23 protein-coding genes and 4 tRNA genes are annotated in these 26,758 nt (G+C 28.8%); 17 read left to right on the top strand and 10 right to left on the bottom strand.

Annotation, left to right across the window (positions count from 1 at the left end):
• Nucleotides 1-11: 11 nt before the first annotated feature.
• A tRNA-Trp gene (locus tag FZC35_RS00480) sits at nucleotides 12-84 on the bottom strand.
• Between the two features lie 298 nt (nucleotides 85-382).
• Here FZC35_RS00480 and FZC35_RS02910 point away from each other — a divergent pair.
• From FZC35_RS02910 to tssK, 3 genes are read left to right on the top strand one after another with little or no spacing between them, the layout of a single operon-like run.
• Nucleotides 383-652, top strand: coding sequence for an SPOR domain-containing protein (locus FZC35_RS02910; protein ID WP_216362652.1), 270 nt, complete (start codon nucleotides 383-385; stop codon nucleotides 650-652).
• 18 nt (nucleotides 653-670) lie between these two features.
• The gene (locus FZC35_RS00470) at nucleotides 671-1,165 is read left to right on the top strand and encodes a hypothetical protein (protein WP_148980708.1); all 495 of its coding nucleotides are present in this window, start codon (nucleotides 671-673) and stop codon (nucleotides 1,163-1,165) included.
• A complete protein-coding gene (tssK, locus tag FZC35_RS00465; protein WP_148980707.1) occupies nucleotides 1,155-2,450 on the top strand; it encodes a type VI secretion system baseplate subunit TssK in 1,296 nt (431 codons plus the stop codon). Before FZC35_RS00470 ends, tssK begins: the two co-directional genes overlap by 11 nt.
• A gap of 120 nt (nucleotides 2,451-2,570) precedes the next feature.
• Here tssK and FZC35_RS00460 read toward each other — a convergent pair whose 3' ends face one another.
• On the bottom strand, nucleotides 2,571-3,764 hold the full coding sequence (locus FZC35_RS00460) for an MFS transporter (protein WP_148980706.1): 1,194 nt from the start codon (nucleotides 3,762-3,764) through the stop codon (nucleotides 2,571-2,573).
• 179 nt (nucleotides 3,765-3,943) lie between these two features.
• Between FZC35_RS00460 and FZC35_RS00455 the strand changes: the two genes are divergently transcribed.
• Nucleotides 3,944-5,413: an ATP-binding cassette domain-containing protein gene (locus tag FZC35_RS00455; RefSeq protein WP_148980705.1), complete on the top strand. Its 1,470-nt coding sequence runs from the start codon at nucleotides 3,944-3,946 to the stop codon at nucleotides 5,411-5,413.
• Nucleotides 5,414-5,695: 282 nt separating this feature from the next.
• Here the strand turns inward: FZC35_RS00455 and FZC35_RS00450 are convergent, their stop codons facing one another.
• Nucleotides 5,696-6,337: a phosphatidate cytidylyltransferase gene (locus FZC35_RS00450; protein ID WP_148980704.1), complete on the bottom strand. Its 642-nt coding sequence runs from the start codon at nucleotides 6,335-6,337 to the stop codon at nucleotides 5,696-5,698.
• A 118-nt stretch (nucleotides 6,338-6,455) separates the two neighbouring features.
• The gene (gene uppS / locus FZC35_RS00445; protein WP_148980703.1) at nucleotides 6,456-7,136 is read right to left on the bottom strand and encodes a polyprenyl diphosphate synthase; all 681 of its coding nucleotides are present in this window, start codon (nucleotides 7,134-7,136) and stop codon (nucleotides 6,456-6,458) included.
• Between the two features lie 183 nt (nucleotides 7,137-7,319).
• Here uppS and FZC35_RS00440 point away from each other — a divergent pair.
• Nucleotides 7,320-7,395, top strand: a tRNA-Glu gene (locus tag FZC35_RS00440).
• Between the two features lie 192 nt (nucleotides 7,396-7,587).
• On the opposite strand, the gene miaA is transcribed toward FZC35_RS00440, so the two are convergent.
• Both miaA and FZC35_RS00430 read right to left on the bottom strand, forming a co-directional pair.
• Entirely contained in the window at nucleotides 7,588-8,403 is an 816-nt protein-coding gene (gene miaA, locus FZC35_RS00435; protein ID WP_148980702.1) for a tRNA (adenosine(37)-N6)-dimethylallyltransferase MiaA, read from the bottom strand.
• A gap of 16 nt (nucleotides 8,404-8,419) precedes the next feature.
• Nucleotides 8,420-9,049, bottom strand: a complete 630-nt coding sequence (locus FZC35_RS00430) for a class I SAM-dependent methyltransferase (RefSeq protein ID WP_148980701.1) — start codon at nucleotides 9,047-9,049, stop codon at nucleotides 8,420-8,422.
• A gap of 74 nt (nucleotides 9,050-9,123) precedes the next feature.
• Between FZC35_RS00430 and FZC35_RS00425 the strand changes: the two genes are divergently transcribed.
• The 5 genes from FZC35_RS00425 to thyX all read left to right on the top strand — a co-directional run bounded on the left by FZC35_RS00425 (nucleotide 9,124) and on the right by thyX (nucleotide 13,702).
• Nucleotides 9,124-9,196, top strand: a tRNA-Ile gene (locus FZC35_RS00425).
• A 14-nt stretch (nucleotides 9,197-9,210) separates the two neighbouring features.
• The gene (locus FZC35_RS00420) at nucleotides 9,211-10,383 is read left to right on the top strand and encodes a UDP-N-acetylmuramoyl-tripeptide--D-alanyl-D-alanine ligase (RefSeq protein WP_148980700.1); all 1,173 of its coding nucleotides are present in this window, start codon (nucleotides 9,211-9,213) and stop codon (nucleotides 10,381-10,383) included.
• Nucleotides 10,373-11,443 carry a phospho-N-acetylmuramoyl-pentapeptide-transferase gene (locus FZC35_RS00415; protein WP_148980699.1) on the top strand — a complete coding sequence of 357 codons (1,071 nt, stop codon included), beginning with the start codon at nucleotides 10,373-10,375 and terminating at the stop codon, nucleotides 11,441-11,443. Before FZC35_RS00420 ends, FZC35_RS00415 begins: the two co-directional genes overlap by 11 nt.
• The gene (murD, locus tag FZC35_RS00410) at nucleotides 11,440-12,639 is read left to right on the top strand and encodes a UDP-N-acetylmuramoyl-L-alanine--D-glutamate ligase (RefSeq protein WP_148980698.1); all 1,200 of its coding nucleotides are present in this window, start codon (nucleotides 11,440-11,442) and stop codon (nucleotides 12,637-12,639) included. Before FZC35_RS00415 ends, murD begins: the two co-directional genes overlap by 4 nt.
• 211 nt (nucleotides 12,640-12,850) lie before the next feature.
• Entirely contained in the window at nucleotides 12,851-13,702 is an 852-nt protein-coding gene (gene thyX / locus FZC35_RS00405; RefSeq protein WP_148980697.1) for an FAD-dependent thymidylate synthase, read from the top strand.
• A gap of 398 nt (nucleotides 13,703-14,100) precedes the next feature.
• Here thyX and FZC35_RS00400 read toward each other — a convergent pair whose 3' ends face one another.
• Nucleotides 14,101-15,429, bottom strand: coding sequence for an MFS transporter (locus tag FZC35_RS00400; RefSeq protein ID WP_148980696.1), 1,329 nt, complete (start codon nucleotides 15,427-15,429; stop codon nucleotides 14,101-14,103).
• Complete coding sequence (locus FZC35_RS00395) at nucleotides 15,411-15,950, bottom strand: guanylate kinase (RefSeq protein WP_172618978.1); 540 nt, start codon at nucleotides 15,948-15,950, stop codon at nucleotides 15,411-15,413. Before FZC35_RS00395 ends, FZC35_RS00400 begins: the two co-directional genes overlap by 19 nt.
• Before the next feature lie 205 nt (nucleotides 15,951-16,155).
• Between FZC35_RS00395 and FZC35_RS00390 the strand changes: the two genes are divergently transcribed.
• The 4 genes from FZC35_RS00390 (at nucleotide 16,156) to FZC35_RS00375 (ending at nucleotide 19,651) form a co-directional block, all read left to right on the top strand.
• A tRNA-His gene (locus FZC35_RS00390) sits at nucleotides 16,156-16,229 on the top strand.
• Between the two features lie 195 nt (nucleotides 16,230-16,424).
• Entirely contained in the window at nucleotides 16,425-16,985 is a 561-nt protein-coding gene (locus FZC35_RS00385; RefSeq protein ID WP_148980694.1) for a 50S ribosomal protein L25, read from the top strand.
• An 8-nt stretch (nucleotides 16,986-16,993) separates the two neighbouring features.
• Nucleotides 16,994-17,503, top strand: a complete 510-nt coding sequence (gene pth / locus FZC35_RS00380; protein ID WP_172618977.1) for an aminoacyl-tRNA hydrolase — start codon at nucleotides 16,994-16,996, stop codon at nucleotides 17,501-17,503.
• Nucleotides 17,504-17,866: 363 nt separating this feature from the next.
• Complete coding sequence (locus tag FZC35_RS00375) at nucleotides 17,867-19,651, top strand: hypothetical protein (RefSeq protein ID WP_148980692.1); 1,785 nt, start codon at nucleotides 17,867-17,869, stop codon at nucleotides 19,649-19,651.
• A gap of 427 nt (nucleotides 19,652-20,078) precedes the next feature.
• Here FZC35_RS00375 and FZC35_RS02875 read toward each other — a convergent pair whose 3' ends face one another.
• Entirely contained in the window at nucleotides 20,079-20,222 is a 144-nt protein-coding gene (locus FZC35_RS02875) for a hypothetical protein (protein ID WP_172618976.1), read from the bottom strand.
• Nucleotides 20,223-20,443: 221 nt separating this feature from the next.
• Here FZC35_RS02875 and rpmB point away from each other — a divergent pair, with 221 nt between their 5' ends.
• Nucleotides 20,444-20,740, top strand: a complete 297-nt coding sequence (rpmB, locus tag FZC35_RS00370) for a 50S ribosomal protein L28 (protein WP_148980691.1) — start codon at nucleotides 20,444-20,446, stop codon at nucleotides 20,738-20,740.
• A gap of 1,750 nt (nucleotides 20,741-22,490) precedes the next feature.
• Here rpmB and secA read toward each other — a convergent pair.
• On the bottom strand, nucleotides 22,491-24,995 hold the full coding sequence (gene secA / locus FZC35_RS00365; protein ID WP_148980690.1) for a preprotein translocase subunit SecA: 2,505 nt from the start codon (nucleotides 24,993-24,995) through the stop codon (nucleotides 22,491-22,493).
• Between the two features lie 134 nt (nucleotides 24,996-25,129).
• Between secA and FZC35_RS00360 the strand changes: the two genes are divergently transcribed.
• On the top strand, nucleotides 25,130-26,284 hold the full coding sequence (locus FZC35_RS00360; protein ID WP_148980689.1) for a cation:proton antiporter domain-containing protein: 1,155 nt from the start codon (nucleotides 25,130-25,132) through the stop codon (nucleotides 26,282-26,284).
• Nucleotides 26,281-26,658, top strand: a complete 378-nt coding sequence (locus tag FZC35_RS00355; protein ID WP_148980688.1) for a DNA polymerase III subunit chi — start codon at nucleotides 26,281-26,283, stop codon at nucleotides 26,656-26,658. Before FZC35_RS00360 ends, FZC35_RS00355 begins: the two co-directional genes overlap by 4 nt.
• Nucleotides 26,659-26,758 lie beyond the last annotated feature (100 nt).

The raw sequence follows: 26,758 nt of genomic DNA, 5'->3' as shown, positions 1-26,758 counted from the left end.
TCCTTTCTGAGCAGGAGTGGAGGGTCTCGAACCCCCAACCGTCGGCTTTGGAGACCGATACTCTACCAATTGAGCTACACTCCTATTTGACCATCAAATTTTACAATAAAAGGAAATATATATCAATGGATTGAATATAATTCATGTTTAATAGGGCAAAATTTACTATTTATCAATCATTAAGCCATATAAACATTTTGGAAGATGAATTATGCAGAATCAAATTTTAAGAAATAATTTAGGAAATAAACTGATTGAGCCAAAGCAAAGGGTCGGCATTAGCTTTACGGTATTTTTTATCTTAACACTAGTAATTTTCTCATGTTTATCATTTGCATGTGGTTTTTTTATTCAGTCTTATTACTCAAAATCACATAAATATATGATACAAAATGTGCAATCTAAATCAAATATTAAAAAAATTGACCATAAAAAATATGAAATTAATTTAGGTTCATTTAAAAACAAAGAAGATGCAAAAGATTTTGTTGATAAAGTGGGTGAATTAGGAGTTGTTATAAGTCAAAATTCAGATATATATTCAGTAAAATTGAAAGATAAATTTGATTTTCAGCATGCTTTAACAACATCTGAAATCATAAGATCTGAATATCATATAATTGCAACAATAACAGAGAGAGAAAACAAATAAATGAAATATTGGAAAAGCATGTTATGCGCCTTAACAATCATGATAATAGGATGCGAAAACAAACAAAAACGATATTCTTTGGAAACATTAGGCATATTATCATCGCAAAATATGAACAATAATTCTGTTGTAAGATTGGACTTGATTCAAGTATTTGAGCAAAGCTTATGGGATACAATTTCTAAAATGAAAGGAAAAGAGTACTTTCAAAATAGGAAATCATTGCTTGCGCATAATTCTCAGCATATTAAAGTTTGGTCATTTGAACCTCTACCGCAAACAAAATTAGAGGCATTTTGCATCGCAAATTGGTCTCCAGTATGTTACGGAGCAATAGTATTTATGTCTTATGAATCAGATAAAAAGAACAGCTTTACTCTTTCTCCTAAAGTTAAGCATCTAAACATTAAGCTTGGACCAGATGCAATTGAAAAAGCCTCTTCTGTAGGGAAAATCAAAAGCGGATTAAAATACAGACAAACATATTCAATAGGAGCAAATCATGAATGCTAATACAAAGAAATTCTGTCCTTACAAAATTCATTGGTATGAAGGAATGCCTCTTTCTCCTCATCATTTCCAACAATCTGACACAGCTCAAGAAAATGCATTGTCTTATATCTTGTCAAAAACTATGCCTTACCATTGGGGAATTGTAGATATGGATTTGGATTACTCCAACTTGCAAGATGGAATAATATACCTGAATAATATTGAAGCAATTTTAGAAGATAAAAGCATTATATTTTATCCAATGAATAAAGATGAATCTATAGAAATAAAATTCAAAGAACATATGAAAAAGAATCAGTCTCTTAAGATATTTCTAGTGAAATCAGATTCTCACTACACATATGAGTCGGATTCACATGATAAAAGCTACCAACCTGTGCAAATAGATTCTACTCAAGATTATAATAATGGAGAAAATTCAACATGTGTCTTCAAATTAAAACCAATCTATAAAATTGCATTCAATGAAATTCCAGTTAACCATACTGGAATACAAATATGCTCAGTGATTTCAAGTAATTTTGGACCAAAAATTGATTTATATGATTCTCCATGCATTAATGTAAAGTTGGCAACTAATATTATTCATGAGATTAAGCGATTAATTAAATTGCTAAAAGATAAAACAATGCATATAAAAAATCAGATTCATGTCAATAAAATGACATACAATCCATCTACAATCCATTCTATTTTTATGCAAGGAATCTTGCCTGTAGAGCATATTATACATTCAAATAATTCTCATCCAAATGCTCTATTTTCTGCTCTGATAAATCTTATTGCCCATGTTTCAATATTTAATGTTGATGCTATATTTCATGACATTCCGATTTATCATCATGATAATTTGCTAAAAAGCTTCAACCCTTTATTTGCATTTATACAAAGAATTCTTGATGAAATAAAAGAACCATATATATTGCATAATTTCGAACAAAAGGAATCAATTTTCTTCATGCAGATTAATGAAAATCTTATTAATGAAGAAATTTTCCTTCTTGTAGATTTTGATGAAAATGCTAGATCTTCTGATATGAATAAATGGATGCAAGATTGTATTATTGCCAGTGAATCAATGTTAAACACAGCAATTGAAACAAGAGTTCTTGGAATAAAAAGAGAATTGGCAACAATAAATAATATTTCGGATCAGCAAATTATGATAAAAATAAATTCAAATGATAGATTCTTTGCGCAAAATGAAAAATTATGCATTTACAATCCATCTTCATCGCATAACCCAGCGTCTATTTCTCTAATTGAATTTGTAAATCAAGCTTAGTAAAATAATATCTAGATTATCAATAAAATGAATCTTGAAAACAAATCTACAGTTAAATAGCTCATATGATGAATTTATATGCGCCTTCACATTACTAACAGTGTAATTTTTTATTAACAATCAATCTATGTATTCTATTTTTGGACTTTTTTCAGCAAATATAATTCCAAGGTAGCCCATTAACGCGCAGGAAATAAGCCAAATTGCAGGAAAACTTGTACTTATAAATTTAGTACATACATACAAAGTCGCGCCTCCTATAATAGAGGTCCCTATTCCATAACAAACCGAAATTGATCTATATCTATATCTTGGAGGAAATAAACTGAATGTTAAATTATGCGATGGCCCAACAAACATTCCTAGCAAAATAACCATAATAATAGAAAATAACATGTAATTGCACTTCATAAACATAAAACACGGAAAAGCAAATGCTATAATTGCAAATGCAAAAAACTTCATTATTTTATTTAAATTGAAATAATCGCTAAGCCATCCAGACAAAACAATAGATGCAGCATATATAGCAAAGCAAAATGTCTGCCACAATGCTAGATTTATATTCCAATCATGCAGATGTCTAATATAGTTAAAGCAAAATACCATTGTGTAATAGTACATTCCACCTATACCTGCTCCCATTCCAATCACAGATAAATATGGATAAATGCTCTTTGGAGAACAATCTATCTTTGGTTTCTTTTTGAACCCCTCCCCCTCAACAATGTGAGTTCTCATAATCATTCCTACAAAACCTATAGATGCACCTATAATAAAGGCATAACGCCATCCATTTGGCTCGTATTGTACAGCAATATAATTCGCAAATGATGCCAAAATCATACCTAAAACAGTAGAAGCCCAAGCAATTCCACTAGCAAATCCAGGCCTTTTTCCTAGATGCTCTATTAAAAATATAGCTGATCCATTTAAATCTCCACCAGCGCTCATTGCTTGCAATATTCTCAACATAAAGACTATGTACACAGAGAATATTCCTATAGTTTGATAGCTTGGAACTAGCCCCATTCCCAAAGAGGCAATAGATATGCATAGTATAGAAATCATTAATCCTTGCTTTCTGCCTACTACATCTCCAACATATCCCATAAACCATGCCCCTACTGGCCTCAATATAGATGCAGCAAACAACAAAGCATATCCAAACAATAAACTTTTCGATTTATCTTCAAATGGAAGCAAAATAGGCCCAAAAGAAGGCATCATATACGTAAACAACATGTAGTCATAATATTCCAACATTGATCCGGATAAAGTCCAAAAAGCTGAGAAGGTTTTTTTAAGATTCATTCAATCCATGCTAGAAGATTTTCGCATAATATTCAAGATTTTAAGATTTATTTAGCTTTCTAAAGATTTTAAGATTTACCTAATTTTCTTAATAAATTTAATGATTTTTCAATCCAGCTTTGCAATATTCTTAAATTAATTTAATTGCAATTAATTGCTCTGCAACATATTATTGGATAATGATTTTTCCATTATATATTCGCTTGATAAAAATATTTTTACACAATGCAATGAAATTCAAACTGCGTTTTTTACTCTTAATCTTGATATCTGCAATATATATTGCATCAAATGGGATTTTTCCACTTCTTCTTTATTCTGTTTTTGTAGATAAATCAACAATTTCTGCATTTATTATAATAAATAAAAAATTGCTTACAAATGCATATCCACAACTAAGAAATTTACTAACATACAAAGCATTTAATGCGATAATTATAGATGCTAAAAGCCATGCAGTGAAAACATACATATCATCAGATGGAGATAAATCAGTTGAATTAGGGCAAATTAAACGATTATCAGATCACATGCATAGAATAATAAATTCATCATTTAATTTTTCCATACATTTATTTTCATTTGCACTTCATGGACTAATAATGTATCGCAGCAATATATTGCTATATCTAATTCCTGCATTTATTTCGTATTCTATATTTTATGTTTTTGCAATTATAAAATGGACCCCCATGATAAAAAAAGCTTATGCTGCTGATAATGCAACAAATTCTCAATCGATTTTAGCTATAAAATACAAAGAATCATTTCATCAATCTTCCTCTTTATTTCAAGATGAGGTCACAACAAAACTTCAAAAAGAATATAATGCATACAATAAACAAGTAATATACATAAGATCATTTGCACTTATAATAAACATATCTTTATATGCATTTTTCTCGATTTTAATATACTTTAACGTTCCTGCAAAAATGGAATCAATCTATATAATGCACGGAGCAATGATGATTGGACAAATCACAAAATTATTTGGATTATCTAGGCATATCATTGGACTGCTTCATGGAATCAATCTTGATATAAAACACAAGAAAAATGAATGTAAAAATATAATATTTTCCAATATTCAAGCTCAAAATATTTCATTTAATTACGATGATCGAAATATTATTAAAAATCTTTCATTTTCTATCCAGCCTAATGAATGCATATTGATATTTGGGAATAATGGATCTGGAAAAACAACGTTATGTAAATTAATATCAGGAATATTCCTCTATAAATCAGGAATAATGAAAAATGGAAATTTTGAATTAAATCAGGAAAATCAAAATATTTGGAGAAGTCATATTATATACAAAGAAAAAGATTTAATCGTATTTGAATCTGAACTAGAGCAACTTAAAAACAATAAAAAATGGATTGAATTTTTTCCTGAAAAAAACTACCTTCTTGATCAAAAGCAATTTAGCTCAGGGGAGCATAATTTCCTTAGTCTATCTGCATCAATTTTGCATAAAAAAATATGGGCTCTTGTGATGGATGAGTCCCTCAATTGTATAGATATAAAAACAGGTAATAAATTGATCCAATTCTTAAAAATGCATATTCCAAGCATAATAATTTCATCACAACATGAAATTGAACATGATAAAATAATAAAATTAGAAAAAGAAATTAATTAAAATTTACAGATGATAAATTAAAGCGTCTTGCAAATATCAATCATATGACAAAGCTGCCTTGGCAAATAATAACATATCATAATAGTGAAAATATATTAGATGTGAATTTTACTTCAATAAAAAAGCAATTATCTTGCTAGAAAAAACTGATAGCTAGAACGCTATCCATTATCCGATTGATAAGCATAATCAGATTAGATAGCAAAGCTATCTGATTAGCAAAAAGCCAATTGTGATAGCAAAACCTATCTGATTAACAAGAAGCCAATTGTGATAGCAAAGCTATCTGATTAGCAAAAAGCCAATTGCGATAGCGAGAACGCTATCCATTCTATCCCATAAGCCGCCATGTCCAGGAATTAACTTGCTAGAATCTTTTATGTCTAACTTCCTTTTTCCATATGAAACAAAAATGTCACCAATTTGTGAAATTGCTGCCATAAATGAAAAATAAGAAATCATTTGCATAAAAAACATAAAATCAAAAGTAATTCCATGCGAGTAAAGTATATAAAATGACACTAATGTAGATGGAATAAGCATTCCCGCTATTGCTCCAGACCATGTTTTATTTGGGCTAATTTTTATTAATTTAGGACCGCCAATCATACGTCCAAATACATACGCTGTTGTATCTACCAATGAAGCAAAAATCATAATCATGCCAGCAAATTTCATTACCATAGTTCCAACAAAATAACTCGGAATTGCAACATACAACAACCCAATTAATCCAACAAAAAATTTCACTCTCTTGCTAGATTTGCTAAATCTTAATGCGCAAAATAATTCTATTATCAATATAAATGCAAATGTAAGAAATAAATAAGAGTCATATTCTAAATAAGCTGATAATCCAATTAATCCAACGTAAAATAATCCAGACACTAATCTATTAAATAGATTTGACTTTAAGAAATTCATTACTGAATTCTACATTTTTTCAAAAAACAAAGAAACCTTGTATTGCATATGCATGATCCCATATATTTAACGCAATTTAACAATATTTATTTCATAACATTTAAATTCTTAGTATTTCTTAAACTCCCCATCTTTTATCTTTGGACAAGCAATTCTTCATTAAATTATTTAAATTATCTTCAGAGAAATCTGGCCAAAAAATATCTACAAAAGAAATCTCAGTGTATGCCATTTGCCACAAGAAAAAATTGCTTAACCTTGACTCTCCTCCAGTTCTGATACATAAATCAGGATCAGGAATATCTGATGTATACAAATTTTGACTAACTATGCTTTCATTTATATTTTCATTTTTCTTATCTATAATTTTCACAATAGCTTTCACAATGTCATCTCTTCCAGAATAATTTACAACTAAAGAAACATTCAATCCAGTACAATTTTGTGTTTTTTCTTCCAACTCATCTGCCCAATTCTTAACCTTATATGGCAAATTACATTTATCTCCAACAATTCTCACTTTATAATCAGCACTACTCCATCTTTCAATGATTTGCTTGCCATGTTTTTCAATTAAATAGAAAATTCCATACAATTCTTTAATGCTTCTAAACCAATTTTCCTTAGAAAAACTATAAAAGCTTGCATATTTCAGATTCATTTTAGCGCATAAATCAACAACTTCTAGCATTTTTTCGAAACCTGCTTCATATCCATGCATAGCGCTGCATTTATTTTTTTTGGCCCACCTTCTATTCCCATCCATAATAAATGCGATATGGTTCAAACACTTTGCCATAATATTAAACTAATTCATTTTCCATAAAAAACCAATAAATTGAATTAAAGTGCAAATCATATGAATTTTTCTTCAAAAAATTATATTAAATTGCTACCATCCCACTATTTAAGAAATTTATATTAAATTGTTCGCTAGGTATATTGAATTATTCCCTAACTCGTTGTATGATGAATACTTAAAGCTCCCTTCGTCTAGTGGACTAGGACATCGCCCTCTCATGGCGGAAACAGGGGTTCAATTCCCCTAGGGAGTACCATTTTGGTATTTAGAGCTTTTCAAAAATTATTTCAAATTAGCTTTCAAATTAAATTAATATTTTAACTGCTATTATTTTGTGCAAATGCTTCTAAATATACATCTCAAGATTAATGTTAACTATTTCTAAGCGTATTTATTTCTTAAGTATAAATTGTAAAATTGCAACTATTTCAATAATTTCATCAAAATGCTATTTCTCAACAATTTCATCAAAAGTCATTTGCCCTTTAAACCATGTTCTTTGCTGTTTTGCATATTGCATAGTTCTTATTAATATCAACTCTTTCATCTTTTCAAAAGAAATTTCATCCTTAAGAAACATATTAATCTCATCAACTCCTATAATTGAATTTATATGCTTTTGAGTATTATTTAAATTTTTTACTTCATCAATTGCTTTAATAAACATTTTATCTAACCTCTTTGATGCAGATTCTGCAACTTGCTCTTTTGTTTTAGATATATAGATTGAATGAAACTCAACATCAAGTAATTTTTTCTTTTCTTGTTTTAACCACCAAGAATAAGCTTTTCCTGTACCAAGCATAATATTAATAGCTCTAATCAAGCGATATTTATCATTCTGATTTACATTTATTTCTGGATCTAATTTTGTAGCTTTTGTTTTTAATTCTTCATTGCTCATTAGATCTAATTCATGATCATATTTCACATCGGGTATTTGAATAAACCCTTCTTTTAAAGCATTAAGATAAAATCCAGTGCCACCAACAATGATTGGAATTTTATTTCTTTCGATTAGAGTTTTAATAGCTCTAACGCAATCATTAAGCCAAATCATCATATTTATTCTTTGATTATAGTCAAAATATCCATATAAATAATGATTTTCTAAATTATCAGGTTGTGCAGTCAAAGTTGGCAAAACATTGTAAACTTGCTTGCTGTCTCCATTAACGATAGATCCATTGATCTTGCTAGCTAAATCCAAAGCATAAGATGATTTCCCACTAGCAGTTGTTCCTCCAATGATAAAGCATTTCATTAAATAATTTTTTCCATTAAATAGCCTTGATAGAAATCATTTCATTCACATCTCTTCCTGCTCTGAATCCTTTTCTGCAATAATCAGTTTTATGTGGACAAGAATCATAATCAGTATATTTATTACATTCAATGTTAAATATAGGGCTATCAAATAATTTCACCATATTAAGCGTCATTTCACTTATATCTGAGGCCATAATAAACTTTCCTTTTCCTTTTAGAATTCTAGCAATTTTCAAATCAAAATTATAAATATTATAACACCTTCTCATGCGATGCTTATACTTTGGCCATGGATCTGGGCATAACATCTTAATTTCATCAAATGAGCAAGATGGGATTTTCTTTATCAAGTCATCAATAAAAGACATAAATAAAAATACTTTAGAATTATCATTAACACTCATGAGAGTTTGCAAAATAGCTGGCTTAAAAATCTCACAACCCACAACTACGGTATTTTCATCCTTCAAAGTCTGCATAACACTTGCTCCAGAGCCAAATCCAATATCTAAACATAATTTCTTTTCTTTAGGAATATTATTTATTACATCTCTTATATTTTCATTATTGCAAATATTTTTCTCACAATTCTTTGCTAAATTATTTTTTAATTTTCTGCTTCTACCGCATGTCCATGTCATTACAATAGAATAATATATATTTACACAACCATGCAACTTGATACTATTCGATTTATGCCTTAAGATCTTTTGGAGGGCTTGTAGTTCAGGGGTTAGAACACATCGCTTATAACGGTGTTGTCGCAGGTTCAAATCCTGCCAAGCCTACATTAGTAAATATTATGAAACTTATTAACAATGACATAATGCTTAAAACTTTTCAGATTGATGATTCAATTTCTGGAATTTCCTTAGATAGTCGAAAAAAAGCTGATTTGTTTTTTTGCATACAAGGAAATCATTATGATGGACATGATTTTGCACAAAATGCAATTTATAATGGGTTTAAATATATTGTAGCTTCAAAGCCAGTTAATATACCAAATGATCATGTGATTTATGTGAATAACGTAGAAGAATATATGATAAAACTAACTAAAAATGTAAGAAATCAATTAAATTCTACTGTAATTGCAATAACTGGAACAGCAGGCAAAACATCAACAAAAGAACAGATGAAATTTGCATTTTCAGAGAGAAAAGTGTTAGCATCTCCAGAAAGTTATAATACAATTTATGGATTAGCTCTAACTATATGTAATATTCAAAATATTCCTGATTATTTAATATTAGAAGCAGGAACAAGTCATCCAGGAGAGATGGAGGAGTTGGCTCGAATAATAAAACCACACTACTCCATTATAACTTCAATAGGTGCAGGACATATTGAACATTTTAGAGATATAGAACATATAGCTGAAGAGAAATCTCAACTTTTGCAATACACTAGTAAGTATGCTTTTTTTCCTGAGATATGCGAAAAATATTGTCCTGCCAATCTTTCTAATCAAATTTCTCAACAAAATGATGATATATACGAGCAAAATGCATTTCCTATTATGAAAATTGCAAAAATGGAAAATTTAATCAATGCAAGCAATAATATAAAAAATTATTCCCCGTCAAAAGGAAGAAACAATATAGTGAAATTGAATAAAGACAACATCAATTTCTCTATGATTGATGGAAGTTTTAATTGCAATCCCATATCATTGCAAGCATCTATAAAACAGTTAATGAAATTTCCTGGCAAGAAAATTGCTGTGCTTGGAGAAATGAAAGAGCTGGGAGATTATGCGGAACAATATCACCATGCTGATTATGATGTAGATCATCTTCTTTTATTGGGAGATATTTGGAAAACATCAAAAGGAAAAATATTTAATTACTATGAAGAGTTATGTAAATATTTGGAAGGAATTATGGAAGAAGGTGCAGTAATATTGCTAAAAGGTAGCAATTCTACTGATGTAAAGCTAATATCTAAATATCTTGAGGATCATTATGGCATTTAAATTACAACTTCTAACCAACTATCTTGGAATGGCGTTTATTAATCAAACGAGAAAAACTAAGTTATATTTATCAATGCTTATAGGATTAATTGCTTTAAACTCATCTTCATATTTTATGAACACAGATTTTATGAACACTGAATTAAAATTAATAACTAACATAACTAACGTTCTAATTTTCACATGTTACTCAGTGTTTTTCTTCACTAGCGCTTATATAAAAATTATTAGAGGTAAATTTTCACAACCTATTTCTAAATACATCAAACATAATCATAAAAAAAATACACCTACCATGGGAGGAATGATTTTTTTAACATCATTTATATTATCTTCTTTATATTTAAGCAAATTTCTTCATTTAAATGCTAATCATTATTTAATTATAATATTAACTACACTATTTGGGTTCATAGGATTATTAGATGATGCATTGAAAATAATAAGAAAAAACAACAAAGGAATCAAAGCTTCTCATAAATTTATCTTGCAAATTTTAACTTCATTGCTCACTCTTTATGCTTTTAAGCAAAATCTAGATATAAGTTATTTGTCTATAATATGGTGGACATTTGTTATCAACGGAACTGCAAATGCTGTTAACTTAACAGATGGACTAGATGGATTGGCCGCATCATGCTCATTGATCACAATTACATCATTTTCAATTATGCACTTTATTAAATTTGGACCATCAACAGATCTAATGATCAACGCAATAATATTTGTTGCAATATTTTCGTTCCTGCAATTTAATCGCAATCCAGCTAGAATATTTATGGGAGATGTTGGATCTATGTCATTAGGGGCATTTATTGCAATTAATTACTTGTTAATTGGACAAGAATGGATTCTAACACTTGCTGGAATAGTATTCGTTCTAGAGGCTATGTCTGTTATCGTGCAAATGATATCAATAAAATTATTTAAACGAAAAATATTTATCACTACCCCAATTCATCATCATTTCGAACATTATATGAAAGAAAAAAACATTACCAAACTATTTGTTTGTTTTGCAATTCTTGTGAATGCACTTATAATATTGTTCATAATATGAATTATTTGCTATTAGGATTTGGAGTATCAAATCAATCATGCGCTAAGATTCTGAAAAAAAATAATCAAGAATTTTATATATGGGATGATCAAGAAGATAAGCAAGATTTGATATTGAAATCAAAATATAACTTATTCGATGCAAATCAACATAAAGTAGATAAAATTGTTTTAAGCCCTGGAATTAGATATCACAAATTTCTAAATCTTGTTAAAAAAAATAATATCACACATGAAATAGATGTGTTTTTTAAATTTTCAAAGAATAAAAAAATCAGAATTGGATGCACTGGATCATTTGGAAAATCGACTACAGTGTCATTAATTGCGCATATATTAAATTTCAATGGAATTCCATCAAGAGCTGTGGGGAATATTGGAATTGGGCTAAATGAACTTCAAGATAATGAAATTCCTATAATTGAATTGTCATCTTTTCAGCTAGAAATAACAAAAATAAAGCTAGACATAGGAGCAATTCTAAATATCAGGCCTCATCACTTAGAATTTTATAATTCCTATCAAGAATATTGTGATGCAAAGTTAAATATTTCTGATTTATCTGAGAAAATATTTATCGGTGAAGATGTTTTAAGAAATATGAAGAATGCCTTAGATAATCTAAAAATTACACGCCAAAATACAATAAATTATTCTATTCCAGATGAATTGTCTCAATTTTGTCATATTTCTAAAGAGTCATTAATTGCTGCGTATCAAATATGCAGAGAGCTTGAAATTTCTGATCAAAATATAATAAATGCATGCAAAGCATTTCAATTGCTAGAACACAGACAGGAAATAATAAATTCAAATCCATTAATAATAAATGATAGCAAAAGTACAAATTTAGAATGCTCTAATTATTTAACCAAAAAACATAAAAATATCTTTTGGATTGCTGGAGGAAAAAAATCTGAAATATCTAAATATGCATTAAAAAGCATTCCAGTCCAAAATATTAAACATGCATTTCTTGTTGGTGAAAATCGCCATGAATTAAATTCAATTTTTACTAACATGAATATCCCCTGCTCTGTTTATGAAAACCTTGAAGATGCAATAAAAAATTTGCAAAAAAAGATGAAAGATGAAGTAGTAATTTTTTCCCCTGGATTTCAGTCATTTGATTCATATGAAAATTTTCAATCAAGAGGGAAAGAGTTCAAAAATTTAGCCTTAGAGCATATTTTATGAGAAACCTTTCCTAATCTTTTGTCGAAACAATAAAATTAATTCAATTTAGATCAATAATGGTTCAGTTTAAATGAATAATAAGCTTTAAAAAATTGTTTTTTCTAATGACTCTATCTGCTATATTTCTCTAATTACCTGAATGACAAATATATAACCAAGAATTAGCATTGATAATCTATCGATAGATAGCATTTCATGTTTTAATTTCTACATGGAAACAAAAAGAATTTGCGTTGAAAGCTTGGAAAAAATTATTGGTCAAGAAACTAAAATACTAGACAAAGGATTCATCAGAGTTATAGATTATATGGGAGATGATGCTGCTATTGTTCAGGCAGCTCGTATTTCATATGGAAAAGGAACTAAGTCTGTTAGCAATGATAAAAGCCTTATTAAATATCTTCTACGCAATGAACATACTTCTGTATTCGAAATGTGTGAAATAAAGTTGCATATTAAAGCTCCTATATTTGTTGCCCGCCAATGGTTAAGGCATAGAACAGCAAATGTTAATGAGTATTCTGCAAGATATTCAGAGATGGAAAGTGATTTTTACTTACCTGAAATGAATCATATTACAGGACAAAATATGAGTAATAAACAAGCTAGAGGAGGACATATTGATCAATCAATTCAAAAGAAATCTCAAGAAAAAATAAATCAAATCAATGAAGATTCTTATAAAGCGTATCAAGAATTAATTGAAGATGAAGTTGCTAGAGAAGTTGCTCGAGGAGTTCTTCCAACTAATTTATACACTCAATTTTACTGGAAAATAGATTTAAACAACCTATTAAGATTTATTAAATTACGTAGTTCTAGTCATGCACAATTTGAAATAAGAGAATATGCAATTGCAATTAAAAACATACTAAAAGCATGGGTTCCATTTACTTATGAAGCTTTTGACAATTATAATCAAATTTCTTTATCGAAAGACGGAATAAAAATTGTTCAAGCATTGTCAAATAATGAAAATATTAATCAAGAAGATACTAATATGAGTAAAAACGAATGGAATGAATTGATGAAAAATATCAAAAGAGAAGATCTTCTTAAATAATTCAAACAAAAATTCATTGTGATATTTATACAAAATTATCAAAGCAATTTTGCGCACTTTTAGTTAAAAGTTAAAAGTTAAAAGTTAAAAGTTAAAAGTTAAAAGTTAAAAGTTAAAAGTTAAAAGTTAAAAGTTAAAAGTTAAAAGTTAAAAGTTAAAAGTTAAAAGTTAAAAGTTAAAAGTTAAAAGTTAAAAGTTAAAAGTTAAAAGTTAAAAGTTAAAAGTTAAAAGTTAAAAGTTAAAAGTTAAAACTAAAAACTAAAAACTAAAAACTAAAAACTAAAAACTAAAAACTAAAAACTAAAAACTAAAAACTAAAAACTAAAAACTAAAAACTAAATAAAAGCGATGTAACAAAATTGCATTCAATAAAATATTTTCCTGCAATTGAATTATGCTTATTTCTTAGATGCTGCTTTTGATCCTAAAGCATCATTCAAATCTTTTGGCAATCCTCTAATAAAGAATAAAACAGGCAAGCTAATAAATGTAGCCACTATAAATAACGCAGTCCAATTTAGATAATGCGCTATATATCCTGAGGAAATTCCAAGAATCGCACCTGCAACAGATTCAATAAGAGTAAGCATGGCAATTTGACCTGCAGCATGCTCTTTATCACAAAACTTTGCTTGATACATATAGTAAACATTGCTTGCAAAACTTCTTGCTATCTTTTCAATAAATAGAGTCAGAATTATAAATAATGCCATATGATTTTTTTGCATACTTAAAAATACTAAAGGCAAACAACTTAATGAATGTATAATCACACTTGTAATAGCATTTGATCTATAGCTGTGTTTTCTTAAAAATCTAACACTAAATAATAAACTTACTGCCATAACAGGTCCACTTATAAATTTATAAGATGAGAAAATAGTTCTAATTCCTATATCTGGAATAAAACTAAACACGCTTACTGGTTTCAAACTTGTAATAAATTTATAAAACACAGGAGCAATCAATCTATCTTGCAATCTAAAGAAAACCATAAATCCAATTAAACTTACAATATATTTTCTATGTTTTTGCAAAAATGCCTGATATGGAACAACCAAAAGCTCTTTAAATGATTTTACTTTGCTTAATTCAGTTACTTTTGGAAGTAAAAATAATAAGAATGAAGTAAAAATAATAAGAATTCCTGAAGTTCTATATATGCTTTCCCATGAAATTCCGAACTGTGCATAAAGTAAGTAATATATATTAATGCATACATACATGCTTGTTCTGAAACCAAATGCCCCTAATCCAACAATGGTTGTCTGATCTTTATCATCTGTGGCTAGTTTCAATATTTGAGCTCTCAATAATGTATCCATTATATTAAAACAACAAAAAGACAATGCAATGCATGTTGCAAAATAGTAAGTATCTTGCAAAGGATGCAAAAAACTCACAATCGATATTAAAATACCGGATATAAATATGCAAAGAAAAATCCATGACGCTCGTCTGTCTAGGAAATTCTTCAAATACGGTACATCAAATTTCTCAAAAATTGGAATCCAGAAAATTTTCAGCGCACTTACAACATATCCAAGACTGACAAATCCAAGAGATTTCGCTGAAACTTCCAAATCTGCCAACCAGTATATTAAAGTGTGAAAACATAGCGCATAAACTGCAGCGCTCACAGCTCCAAGAGCTAAAATTATATTATTTCTCAAATAATGCTCAGAATTTTTATACAACTTGTATCTTTTTAAAAATTTTTCAAACATAAGATCCTTTCTAAATCTGTGCATGATGCATCTAAATCTTGATCAGTAGAAATTACATAATCACATTTCTCCATATTGCGCATTTCATCTCGAATATTTAGAATTCTGTCATTTATCAATTTTTCACACATCATTCTCTCTCTCATTCTCTCCATTAAAACATTTTCATTAGGAGGATTAAGAAAAACAGACCTAACATTATCAAAATGAGATTTTAAATTCGACACCCCTTTAAAAGTTGCAGGCATCACGATATTGCTATCATTTTTTTGAAATTCTGCCCTTTCAACTCCATACCAAGTTCCAAAAACATAATCGTAATCAACTAATTCTTGATTGTACTTTTTGTTAATGAATTCTTCCTCTGAAATAAAGAAGTAATCAATCCCATTTTTTTCGTTATGTCTCTTACACCTAGTGGTGCAAGTAACGGGTTTATAAAAACCTTTTGAAGAAAGAGCATTAGCCAACGAGGTTTTTCCAGATCCGGAAGGCCCAACTAGAACTACAATTTTCTTCATGGAGATCATATTAGCATAAAATTAATTTTTTTAACATTTTTAAATTATTTAACTTTGAAAATTATTTAACTTTAAATTTTAAATTATCAAAATGCATTTATCAAAATGCATCTATCATTCATAAATTTTTAAATTATTCAAAATTCACTTATCATTCATAATATACTTGTCATTCATAAATTTGTTTTGTATTCTTATGTTGATGGCGGGCATAGCTCAGTTGGTTAGAGCGCTAGATTGTGGCTTTAGAGGTCGCCGGTTCGAGACCGGTTGTTCGCCTTGTCAGAAATTTCGATACTCCAATCGAAATTTGTTTCAATTAATTTTTTCAACTAATTTATTTATTGATTAGCTTTGTTTGCTTGTTAATTATTTTAAATTTTCACTCTTATTTACTGATAAATGCACGATAATGATTTTCATTGATTCATCAGCATTGAAATTTACAATAATAAGAGTTAAATTATATATATTATGAATATAAATCTTTTTTCTAGAAATATAGGAAGCAAAGCTGCAAAAGAAGCAAGAAAGCAGGAAAAAGTTCCTGTTGTATTGTATTCAAAAAATAGCCATGAACACGCTTCTATTGATTACAAAAGTGCTAAGCACATGCTTACTCAACCAAACGCAATGATATCTCAATTGGATTTTTCATTAAATAATAAATCATACAAAGCGCTAATTAAGGATGTGCAATACCATCCATTGAGTGGAAAGCCGCTTCATATAGATTTATTTGCTATAGAGCCTAACAGAAAAATGACAGTTACTCTTCCTATATCATTCAAAAATAAAGAAATATCTCCTGGAATTAAATTAGGAGGAATTTTGAATGTTTTGACAAAGGGAATTAAAGCTGTTGTTAGCTCTGACAACATCCCTTCTGCGATCAATTTTGATTTGAAAAATAGCGCAATTGGCGATGTAATAAGATTGAAAGATCTAGAAATTCCTACTGACATTCAAGTTCTTAGGTTAACTGAGAATGATACCCTTGCAAACATTATTGCTCCTTCAAAACCTAAGGAATAATGAAGCAAATGAAGTTTGATAATTATAAATTAATAGTCGGACTTGGAAATATTGGAACTAGATATGATAATACAAGACATAATCTTGGATTTATTTTTCTAGATATTCTAAAAGAAATTCGCAATTTAAGCGATTTTACATCAGATAAAAAATCAAACTTTTTAATTTCAAAAAATCAAACTTTCAATATGATGAAGCCGTCTACTTATATGAATGCTTCTGGATTAGCTGTTTTATCTTATATAAGCAAAAATAAATGTAAGCCGGAAGAAATATTAATAATTCATGATGAATTAAATCTTAAAGATGGAGAAATCAGATTCAAAGAAGGTGGAGGCTCTGGTGGGCACAATGGATTGAAAAGCATTACAAGCTCAATTGGTCAAAATTATCACAGAATCAGACTTGGCATTGGGCATCCTGGTGAAGGAGTTGGAGATTTTGTATTAGCAAAAAGCGATTTATCGCATTGGAAAGAAAAGATCAAAAATTTGATTGAATCTGACTCATTAGCATAAAAAATACTTTGCAAATCCATAAAATCTAATTCCCATTAATGAAAAATTTATACTTTTTCAACATTCAGCTCTCTCAACGAAATGAAAATTGCTGTTGAAATTCTCAATATTTATTTAATCTCTCATCTATTTGACAGCATAATCAGTTTGGCAAGAAAGGCAATTGATCTAGAAAAAGTTTCCCTCTAATTTAAATCAATTTCTATTTATAAATAGATGAAAAATAGAATGAATTTAAAGTAAATTATATGGATTGTCAGAATTCTAATTTATTATTTCAACTACAATATAATTCAAAGGATAAAATTGCTTGACTATTCACTCAAATATATATAAAACAGTAAAAAAGAAAAGGGGTGATTTGTGAAAACAAAAATACTTTGCTTATGCATAGCTCAATGCATTGTATCAGGCGGTGAAAATGCTGGGCATATGGGATTAAGCCCAAGTCTAAATCCTCTATCTCAGTCAAGCACATGTTCCGTTGCGCCATGCCAAAATAGTGATATTAGCGAACAAGCAGGGATTTACCATGACTTGCATACTGATAGCGAAACTGGATCTGTCATTGATCCAAAAGATATTCCATCAAAGCAAATTGCAGCATTGCTTTCTATCGCATCTAGAACCACAGATATAGCAACCCAGAAACAATTAAATGCATTATTGGATGAAATGAAATTTAATGACGCAGAATCTGAAACAGATGAAGTGACCTCTACATATAAATGCGAAAGTGCTGACAAATCACAAGAAAGCAGAACTGAGCAATTAGAAGCGGCAGAAAGAGCAATGATAAATGCAGAATATGACAAATTCTATATTGAATTATCTGATGAATTCTTAAATGAAAACAATCAAATTGTTTCTTATCTAATGGAAATTTGCTCAATTAACGAACGAACATTAAGAAAAATAGTTGGAGAAGAATGTCACAGACTTTATATCGAAAGAAATCAAATTCATCAATTTGTCATTCTACTAAATAAATATTTATCATATACAGCAGAATATTCCACTCTAGATCGAAATAGAACAGCCAAAGAACAGGACGACGAATTCAATTCCATAAAAAGTTCATTTTTAGCAGAAGAGGCAAATATAAGAATTGCGCAATCTTCAACTATGATTGATGAAGCGCAAAAATATTCTAATGCATTATTAAGCGAATTCATACAACATTACATAGATTTCTCTGAGCAAGATGAGAATATTCGCAGAATTTTATTGCAAAATGAGCAAGACATATCATGGAATCAACTAGAAATACAAATGAATAAGGATTATCAACTTTCATATCAAACTGTAACTAACAATCTTATTTTATCATTGATTAAGAAAGATTCTGAATCAGAAAAACGCAATCAAGAGCAAGATCAGAGAATTGAAGAGTTGAAAAGGAAAAATGCTGCATTAGAAAAGCGTAATAAAGAGCAATTTGATGCAATGAGCAAACTTTCAAAATCAACTAAACAAGAGCAAGATCAGAAGATTGAAGAGCTAAAAAAGAAAGATGCTGCATTAGAAAAGCGTAATAAAGAGCAATTTGATGCAATGAGCAAACTTTCAAAATCAACTAAACAAGAGCAAGATCAGAAGATTGAAGAGCTAAAAAAGAAAGATGCTGAATTAGAAAAACGCAATCAAGAGCAATTTGATGCAATTAGCAAACTTTCAAAATCAACTAAACAAGAGCAAGATCAGAAGATTGAAGAGCTAAAAAAGAAAGATGCTAAATTAGAAAAACGCAATAAAAAGCAATTTGATGAAATGAAAGAAAAAGCTAAGAAAGTCGATGAATTATACAATAGATTCAGCCATGCTTTGCCATTTGATTTTGAAATAAAAAATGATAAGAATACAATGTTAATTGAAAAAGGAACAAAGCTCCCATTTACAAAAGAATACGCACTTCTAAGAGGGGATGATTCATATCATTTATATAAAAATAAACAGCCTATGAAAAATAAACTAATTGATAAACAAGCAGGGAGATTGATGTGCAACAATGCATATAGAGCAGAGATATGTATATATATTGATGGAAGAATTAGCGTGAGGCTTTTTCATGAAAAACTGGAAGATAACAAGCGCATTCAGTACATAGGAAATATATTAACTGATGGAGGGTTTCAAGAGGGCGTATAATCCGCCTATTTGTTTTTTAAGTAATTTGCATGCAATTTAATGATAAATACATCTTAATCATTAAATTCATTTTTCAATCAAGTTAATTAAAAAATTTAGCAGCCTGTTTTCTTATTTGAAAATTTCATAAATCAACAACCTAAATTTAAAAATTTCATTCATTCTATTTGCTTTTAGCAATTTCAAGCCAATTTCATGAATAGGAACAGTTTGAATAATATTGCCTATAATTTACATAATGTTGCCGATAATTTTGCGCATGTGCATAATAAATTTCATTCATAAATAACAGTCATTGGTTTTTGATTGCATCTTTAAAAACTTTTAGTTCAATCTTTTTAGCTCAATCTATTTTCTTTTCTGCAACTTCCATGCAAATCAAACTCAATGCAAATTTCAAGCATAAAATTAATTTGGGAGAAGACAATCAATCACCATCTACAAGCATGATTCCAATGACTTCAAGCATGATTCCAATGACTTCAAGCATAATTCCAAATATGGCTAAAATGTCAATTATAAAGCCAGCCATACCTCTATCTATTCCTCCAGTATCTACAAGAAATTCCAAAGCCTATAAATCTCTGGGATAATGCTCATATATCTAGATATAATCCTACCCTATGTCAGCTTATAGTGCGCGTCTCCATCAATGCAGTTTTCATTAAAGCGCATAACTAGAAATTGCTATCAATCTGTTTATTTGTGATTTTCATTGGCTATCAATTAAACTTTAAATTTTTTTTAATTCAATCTATTTGCTTTTTTTGATAATTAATATACTATTCTAGTATGCGTATTTGTTTAGTAACAGGACATAGAGTACAACATGGACACAATGTTAGCCATGCGAACAATAAAACAAAAAGACTCTTCTTGCCTAACCTTCACTCCAAAAATGTTGTGAGTGAAATAAGAAAAAAAGAAATTAAAATCTTGATTTCTCACCGTGGTGAGAGAACAATGACCAAGTATGGTGGTTTTGATCAATTCCTTCTAAATGCAAAAAATAGAAAATTGACAGTAGATGCAAAAGAGCAAAAAAGAAAATTGCAAAAGTATCTTAAAAAACAAGCTAAAAAAGCTTAATTTTTAAATTAACTCTACACTAAAAAATAATGTAATTCTAAATTATAATAAGAATTCATTAGATATTGTTTTGCAAATAATTGCTTTGCATTTTGAGATAAACTTTTTTCATATTCTAAAATGACTTTCTTGAGGTCGATATTATCAATTGTTATAAAAAAGCTTAATAAATTTATATTTCTTCGAGCAGGATATGCGTTTTTTAAGAAATGATTTGATATTTAAAAAATTTATACTTCATCAGGAATAATTATATTGTATTTTACCAAGAATGATTTTATTTCATTGAGAGCAACTAATGCTCCCAACTCTACTAAATTATATTTTTACAAAAGATCCTATGAAAATTACAAAATTCACTAAAAATGATTTTATTTTATTGGGAACAACTTATATGCCAATCCTACTAGATTGCACTTTTATAAAAAATCCTACGAAAATTACAAAATTCACTAAAAATGATTTTATTTTATAAATATCGCTTTGTATTTTAAATTAAATCTATTTTAAGGCTATTCTAAGAAAATCACACCTCTCTCTCAGAAATTTTACACTTCTTCTGCTATTTAAGAAAATTATATATTTTTTAATAGCAATTATTCTATTCTTTATCAATAGATTTATTATTTAAAATTTATATACTTAAATCAACAATAATATGCAAATTATCTTGCAAAAACTCTTAATTTACAAACACGTTCAGCGCAATGCCAATCTAACAAAAAAATAATGTTAGTTTGTATATGTTCAATTATAATTTATATTGCATTCTAATTTTCTAGATTATCAATTGATTTTATTGATTTTATTGATTTTATTGATTTTATTGATTTTATTGATTTTATTGATTTTATTGATTTTATTGATTTTATTGATTTTATTGATTCTGCTATCGATATAAATTAAAATTATTTTTCTAGTTATTTCTTAATTTTTCACTCTTAATGCTTAAGATCTAGCTTCATACGCAATGTCAGAAAGCTAAAGTAAATTCAACTTCTATTGCCTCATCTACAGATTATATATAACACATATTTTTCATAGTAGAATTAAAGAAGAAGCATTAAAATATAAACTTACTAATATCATAAACATGAACTTAAAAAAAATCTCAGTAAATTCTCAAAATTTAATATATGTTATATTGTTAAAATATTATAGTTGAATATATTGCTATATTCAAAAGATTTCAATTCATCTAAATCTCATTCTATTATTTGTGCGCTCTACTATATTATTCCAATCTTTTTGCGCATAATCATTTTCAATCTAAGCTCATAAAAATTAATTGAATCTTAGATGCAACATGAGAATTATCTGATATCCATTATCAATTTAAGAAAAATAGAATATATTTGCATGCTACTTGCTTGATATAATTAAACATAAGATTGTTTTCATTTTTTCATGAAATGATTTCTATATTATTCGCTTATTTTTTATTTCAAATATTATTTATCTTATTTTTTTATTTCATGAAATTATTTATTGATAAAATAAATTTTCCGTGAATTATTTAGATTTTATTGACCATGCATTTTTGAGATTTCAAAAATTATATTTCAAAAATCATGAAATTTAAATTTTATAATGAGCTTGCAAATAATATACATTACTTCAAAATGCAATTAAATTCTATAGGAAAATACAGCTTAATTATAACTAATCTTCTTTACAGCAAATATTATAATTTCAATAAACTAAACTTTTTTCATTAAGAAGTGCACTTTAGAATGCTTTGGATTTTAAGTTAATACTCTTCGTCAAGCAAGCTGGGATGACTTGTTTTATTAGTCAAGTTTTGCAATGAATTCTCATAAATAGATGGCCAAATTTTCTCAAACATAGCAAAGGCGTCTTTTTTATACTCAATAAGAGGATCTTTTTGCCCATAACTTTTCAAGTTGATACCCTGTCTCAAATAATCCAATGCCTGAACATGAGATCTCCATTGATCATCAATTGCATTTAAAGCGCAAACTCTGCTAAAACTTATCATATCTTCATCATTTTCAAATTGACTCAAATGAACTCTTAGATTCTCCTTTACATAATTAGAAATCAACGAAGAGTTAGCTTGTGTATCTTTTACAGCGCTAGCAATATCTATATTAATCCCGCAAACTGATTGCAAGTATTCAGATAATCCAGATTCATTCCAATTTTCATCAGATAAAAACTTTTCCATAGCATTGTCAATCACTCTGTTTGAAATATCTATTAACATATCAAAGTTAAAACTAGATAATATCTCATTTCTATATAAATATATGTAAGACATTTGATCTTCTTTCACATCGGCATATTTTTTCATTTGTTGCCTTATGTCAAAGTTATGAGCCTCAACTCTCTTTTGAGCTTTTGAAATTGCTTTTGTGATCATTTTGCTAGTGATTTTCTCACCCTCTTTTAATCCAAATCTCTTAAGCCATTGCTTTAGATTTCCAGAAGCAAAAATTCTCATCAAATCATCTTCTAAAGAAAGGAAAAATTTAGACTCCCCTATATCTCCTTGACGTCCAGATCTTCCCCTTAATTGATTATCTATTCTTCTGCTCTCATGTCTTTCTGTTCCAACTACAAACAATCCACCAACTTTTAAGACCTCTTCTCTCTCTTTTTCAGATTGCTCATTTACATGATTGGAAATTTCTGAAATTTGCTCTTCATCATCCAAATCTTTTGTCAAATCTTCAATTAATATTTTAGGATTTCCTCCCAATTTAATATCAGTTCCTCTTCCAGCCATATTTGTAACAACTGTAACATGACCTAACTTACCAGCATTAGCAATAATTTTAGCTTCATTGGCATGATTCTTGGCATTCAAAACTCTATGCATAATTCCATGCTCAGTTAAGGCATCCGCAAATATCTGAGATTTCTCCACACTGCTTGTTCCAAGTAAAACTGGCTGCGCTTTGGCGTGACATTTTTTAACAAGAGAAATAACAGCATTGATTTTTTCTTTCATAGTTCCGTAAATTTCATCTTCATGATCAATTCTAGCAATTGTTTTATTGGTTGGAATCACTGCAATATTCAAATTATAAATTTTCTCAAATTCTTCTGTTTCAGTTGATGCAGTACCTGTCATACCGCATAACTTTCCATATAATCTAAATAATCTTTGAAAAGTAATAGATGCAAGAGTTTGATTTTCTTCTTGTATTTCAACCGATTCTTTTGCTTCAATAGCTTGGTGAAGTCCATCAGAATATCTTCTTCCATGCATGATTCGTCCAGTAAATTCATCAATAATATTAACTTTATTATCGCTTACCATATAATGCACATTTTTTATGAATAAAGCATTTGCCTTCAACGCTTGATTGATATGATGTATTAAAATAATGTGTTGAGAATCATAAATTGTCTGATCATCATCTAAAACACCCTCTTGACGCATAATATTTTCTATTTTTTGTATTCCATCTTCATTTAAAGTAACTGTATGATTTTTTTCATCTTTTTCGTAATGAGCTTCGTCAAGTTGAGAAACAATGCTTTGAATCCACATATACAATCCAGAAGTTTCTTCTGATGACCCTGAAATAATTAAAGGGGTTCTTGCTTCATCGATTAATATATTGTCAATTTCATCAACAATGGCGCAATGAAGACCTCTTTGGCAAACTTGATCAGGGCTCATTTTTAGATTATCTCTCAAATAATCAAACCCTAATTCATTATTGGTAATATAAGTTATATCACAATCATATTGCTGCTTTCTTGCTTCATCACCCATATGATTTGCAACGCAACCAACAGACAAACCAAGAAAATTAAAAATCTTTCCAATTAATTTAGAATCTCTTTCTGCAAGATAATCATTAACTGTAACAATATGAACACCTTCACCAGTTAAAGCATTTAAATATGCAGGAAGAGCAGAAGTTAGGGTTTTTCCCTCTCCTGTCTTCATTTCTGAAATCATTCCTTTGTGAAGAGCAATTCCACCTAAAAGCTGAACTCTATAAGGACGTTCATTTAATACTCTATGGGCAGCTTCACGTACAACAGCAAAGGCATCCACTAAAATATCATCTATCGACTCGCCATTTTTCAATCTTTCTTTCAGCACAAATGTCATGCCAGACAAATCTTTATCGCTCAAATCGGAAAGATTTATATGATCTATTTGATCAACTACTTTCCACATTTTATTCAGCAAAAACTGATTTGATCCAAAAAATAATTTTTTAACTGAACTTACTACTATTTCAATTGCTTTTTTCAAAGAAAACACAAACATACATTATACTCTAGGAGAACATATTTCAAGATTAATTTAAAAATATTCTCTAACTTTCTAATTGTAAATATACAAATTTTATGTAAAAAATATATAAATTTTACTTTTATTCAATATGCATACATAATGGTTTTATGGGCTTCGCTGAAATTAATCAAATTTCCATCGTGCTTACTGTTTGCACAGTTATGGCATTGTTATTTATAAGATTAAAACAACCACCTATTTTGGGATATATTTTAACTGGAGTATTATTAGGCCCCTACACATTGCAATGGATTACAAATCCAGAATTAATAGGCATTATAGGTGATTATGGAATGCTAATCATGCTTTTCACGGTTGGTCTTAAATTAAATGTATATGAATTCAAAAAAGTATGGAAAACAGCAATGTATTGCGTTTCAGCTCAAATTATTTTTGGAATACTAATAAGCTTGTTATTGTCTTATTTTTTCTGTTTAGACGCAACAACAGTTGCATTAATAACATGTATGATTGCTTTAAGTAGTACTGCAGTAGCGATTAAAATTATGGAAAATTTTAATGAAATCAACACCCCAGTTCAATCTCTAGTGATTAGCATATTAATTGCTCAAGATTTAACATTAGCTCCCATGATCATGATATTAAAAAGCTTAGTATTTCATCAATCTATGCATACGCTATTCATAAAAATTATTATATCTATCGTAAGTATGGTTGGGACAGTTATTCTTTTGAGCAAATCTCAACCAAGAATAGTTCATAAATTCTTCAACTCTTGGATATTTAAAATTTCAGAGATTAATGCATTAATATCAGTTGCTGCATGTTTTAGCTTTGCTGCTATATCAGAGTATTTAGGATTATCTGGAGTATATGGAGCTTTCTTATGTGGATTTATACTTGGGAATATAGGGCCAAAAAATTCACTTCTAGCTTTTTCTGCCCCATTGAGCGGAATACTAATGATGTCATTTTTCATATATGTAGGAATATTATTTGACGTAGTATTTATTATGAACAACATGTTATCTATATTTGCAATTGTTTGCGCTGTTACTGCAATAAAACTATTTATAAATATGTCTAGCTTAAAATTGCTAGGATGGAAAGACATACTTGCTTTAGAGGCTAGTTTATTGTTGTCTCAGGTAAGTGAATTTTCTTTTGTTTTGATAAACATATATAGTTTTCATAAAAATTCTACATATTTAACAAATTGGATTGTTTCTACTACAGTTGTATCTTTATCTGCTGGAGCATTGTTTATTGTTGTATTTAAAAATATGCTAGATAAAAGATGATTACTTATTTTTGCTCTCCAGATCATTCTGTTAAAAATATATTCGAGTTGGTTTATAAATTATACAAACATGATAGATCCATTCTTTTAATTGTAAAGAATGAAGAAGATATGAATATGCTGAATGATGCATTCTGGAAAAGCAGAAGATTTCTACCTCATGGAGATGAAAATGACCCTAACTTGCAAGATCAAACCATAGTAATAAGCACTAAAAAAATAGAAAATATGAAATTTGACACTTATATTTACTTCCATCATGCATCAGATTCTTATGAAAGTGTAGAAAATATACTATGGAATCCACCTAGATCTGAAGCAAAAGGAAAAATATGGCAAGAAGAAAATGGAAAATGGAGTTTAGGCAAAATATAACCTAATAATACAATATTTATACAATCAATTACATCAAAACTAAGCTAAAGCATTTAACAGAAGAGTTTTTGCAGTTAATTATATCTAATCTAATAACAGA

The sequence above is a fragment of the Candidatus Cytomitobacter indipagum genome (assembly GCF_008189285.1).
Taxonomy (GTDB): Bacteria; Pseudomonadota; Alphaproteobacteria; order CAJXXZ01; family 1604HC; genus Cytomitobacter; species Cytomitobacter indipagum.
This window is presented reverse-complemented; position numbering and strand designations above follow the sequence as displayed.

Excerpts from the sequence above, each read along its gene's own strand:
- tssK (WP_148980707.1), top strand. The coding sequence starts at position 1,155 with ATGAATGCTAATACAAAGAAATTCTGTCCTTACAAAATTCATTGGTAT.
- thyX (WP_148980697.1), top strand. The coding sequence starts at position 12,851 with ATGGAAACAAAAAGAATTTGCGTTGAAAGCTTGGAAAAAATTATTGGT.
- FZC35_RS00450 (WP_148980704.1), bottom strand. The coding sequence starts at position 6,337 with ATGAATTTCTTAAAGTCAAATCTATTTAATAGATTAGTGTCTGGATTA.
- FZC35_RS00385 (WP_148980694.1), top strand. The coding sequence starts at position 16,425 with ATGAATATAAATCTTTTTTCTAGAAATATAGGAAGCAAAGCTGCAAAA.
- murD (WP_148980698.1), top strand. The coding sequence starts at position 11,440 with ATGAATTATTTGCTATTAGGATTTGGAGTATCAAATCAATCATGCGCT.
- FZC35_RS02910 (WP_216362652.1), top strand. The coding sequence starts at position 383 with ATGATACAAAATGTGCAATCTAAATCAAATATTAAAAAAATTGACCAT.
- FZC35_RS00430 (WP_148980701.1), bottom strand. The coding sequence starts at position 9,049 with ATGACATGGACATGCGGTAGAAGCAGAAAATTAAAAAATAATTTAGCA.
- FZC35_RS00395 (WP_172618978.1), bottom strand. The coding sequence starts at position 15,950 with ATGAAGAAAATTGTAGTTCTAGTTGGGCCTTCCGGATCTGGAAAAACC.
- FZC35_RS00415 (WP_148980699.1), top strand. The coding sequence starts at position 10,373 with ATGGCATTTAAATTACAACTTCTAACCAACTATCTTGGAATGGCGTTT.
- secA (WP_148980690.1), bottom strand. The coding sequence starts at position 24,995 with ATGTTTGTGTTTTCTTTGAAAAAAGCAATTGAAATAGTAGTAAGTTCA.
- FZC35_RS00360 (WP_148980689.1), top strand. The coding sequence starts at position 25,130 with ATGGGCTTCGCTGAAATTAATCAAATTTCCATCGTGCTTACTGTTTGC.
- pth (WP_172618977.1), top strand. The coding sequence starts at position 16,994 with ATGAAGTTTGATAATTATAAATTAATAGTCGGACTTGGAAATATTGGA.
- FZC35_RS00355 (WP_148980688.1), top strand. The coding sequence starts at position 26,281 with ATGATTACTTATTTTTGCTCTCCAGATCATTCTGTTAAAAATATATTC.
- FZC35_RS00420 (WP_148980700.1), top strand. The coding sequence starts at position 9,211 with ATGAAACTTATTAACAATGACATAATGCTTAAAACTTTTCAGATTGAT.
- FZC35_RS00470 (WP_148980708.1), top strand. The coding sequence starts at position 671 with ATGTTATGCGCCTTAACAATCATGATAATAGGATGCGAAAACAAACAA.
- FZC35_RS00455 (WP_148980705.1), top strand. The coding sequence starts at position 3,944 with ATGATTTTTCCATTATATATTCGCTTGATAAAAATATTTTTACACAAT.
- FZC35_RS00400 (WP_148980696.1), bottom strand. The coding sequence starts at position 15,429 with ATGTTTGAAAAATTTTTAAAAAGATACAAGTTGTATAAAAATTCTGAG.
- rpmB (WP_148980691.1), top strand. The coding sequence starts at position 20,444 with ATGCGTATTTGTTTAGTAACAGGACATAGAGTACAACATGGACACAAT.
- FZC35_RS00460 (WP_148980706.1), bottom strand. The coding sequence starts at position 3,764 with ATGAATCTTAAAAAAACCTTCTCAGCTTTTTGGACTTTATCCGGATCA.
- miaA (WP_148980702.1), bottom strand. The coding sequence starts at position 8,403 with ATGAAATGCTTTATCATTGGAGGAACAACTGCTAGTGGGAAATCATCT.
- uppS (WP_148980703.1), bottom strand. The coding sequence starts at position 7,136 with ATGGCAAAGTGTTTGAACCATATCGCATTTATTATGGATGGGAATAGA.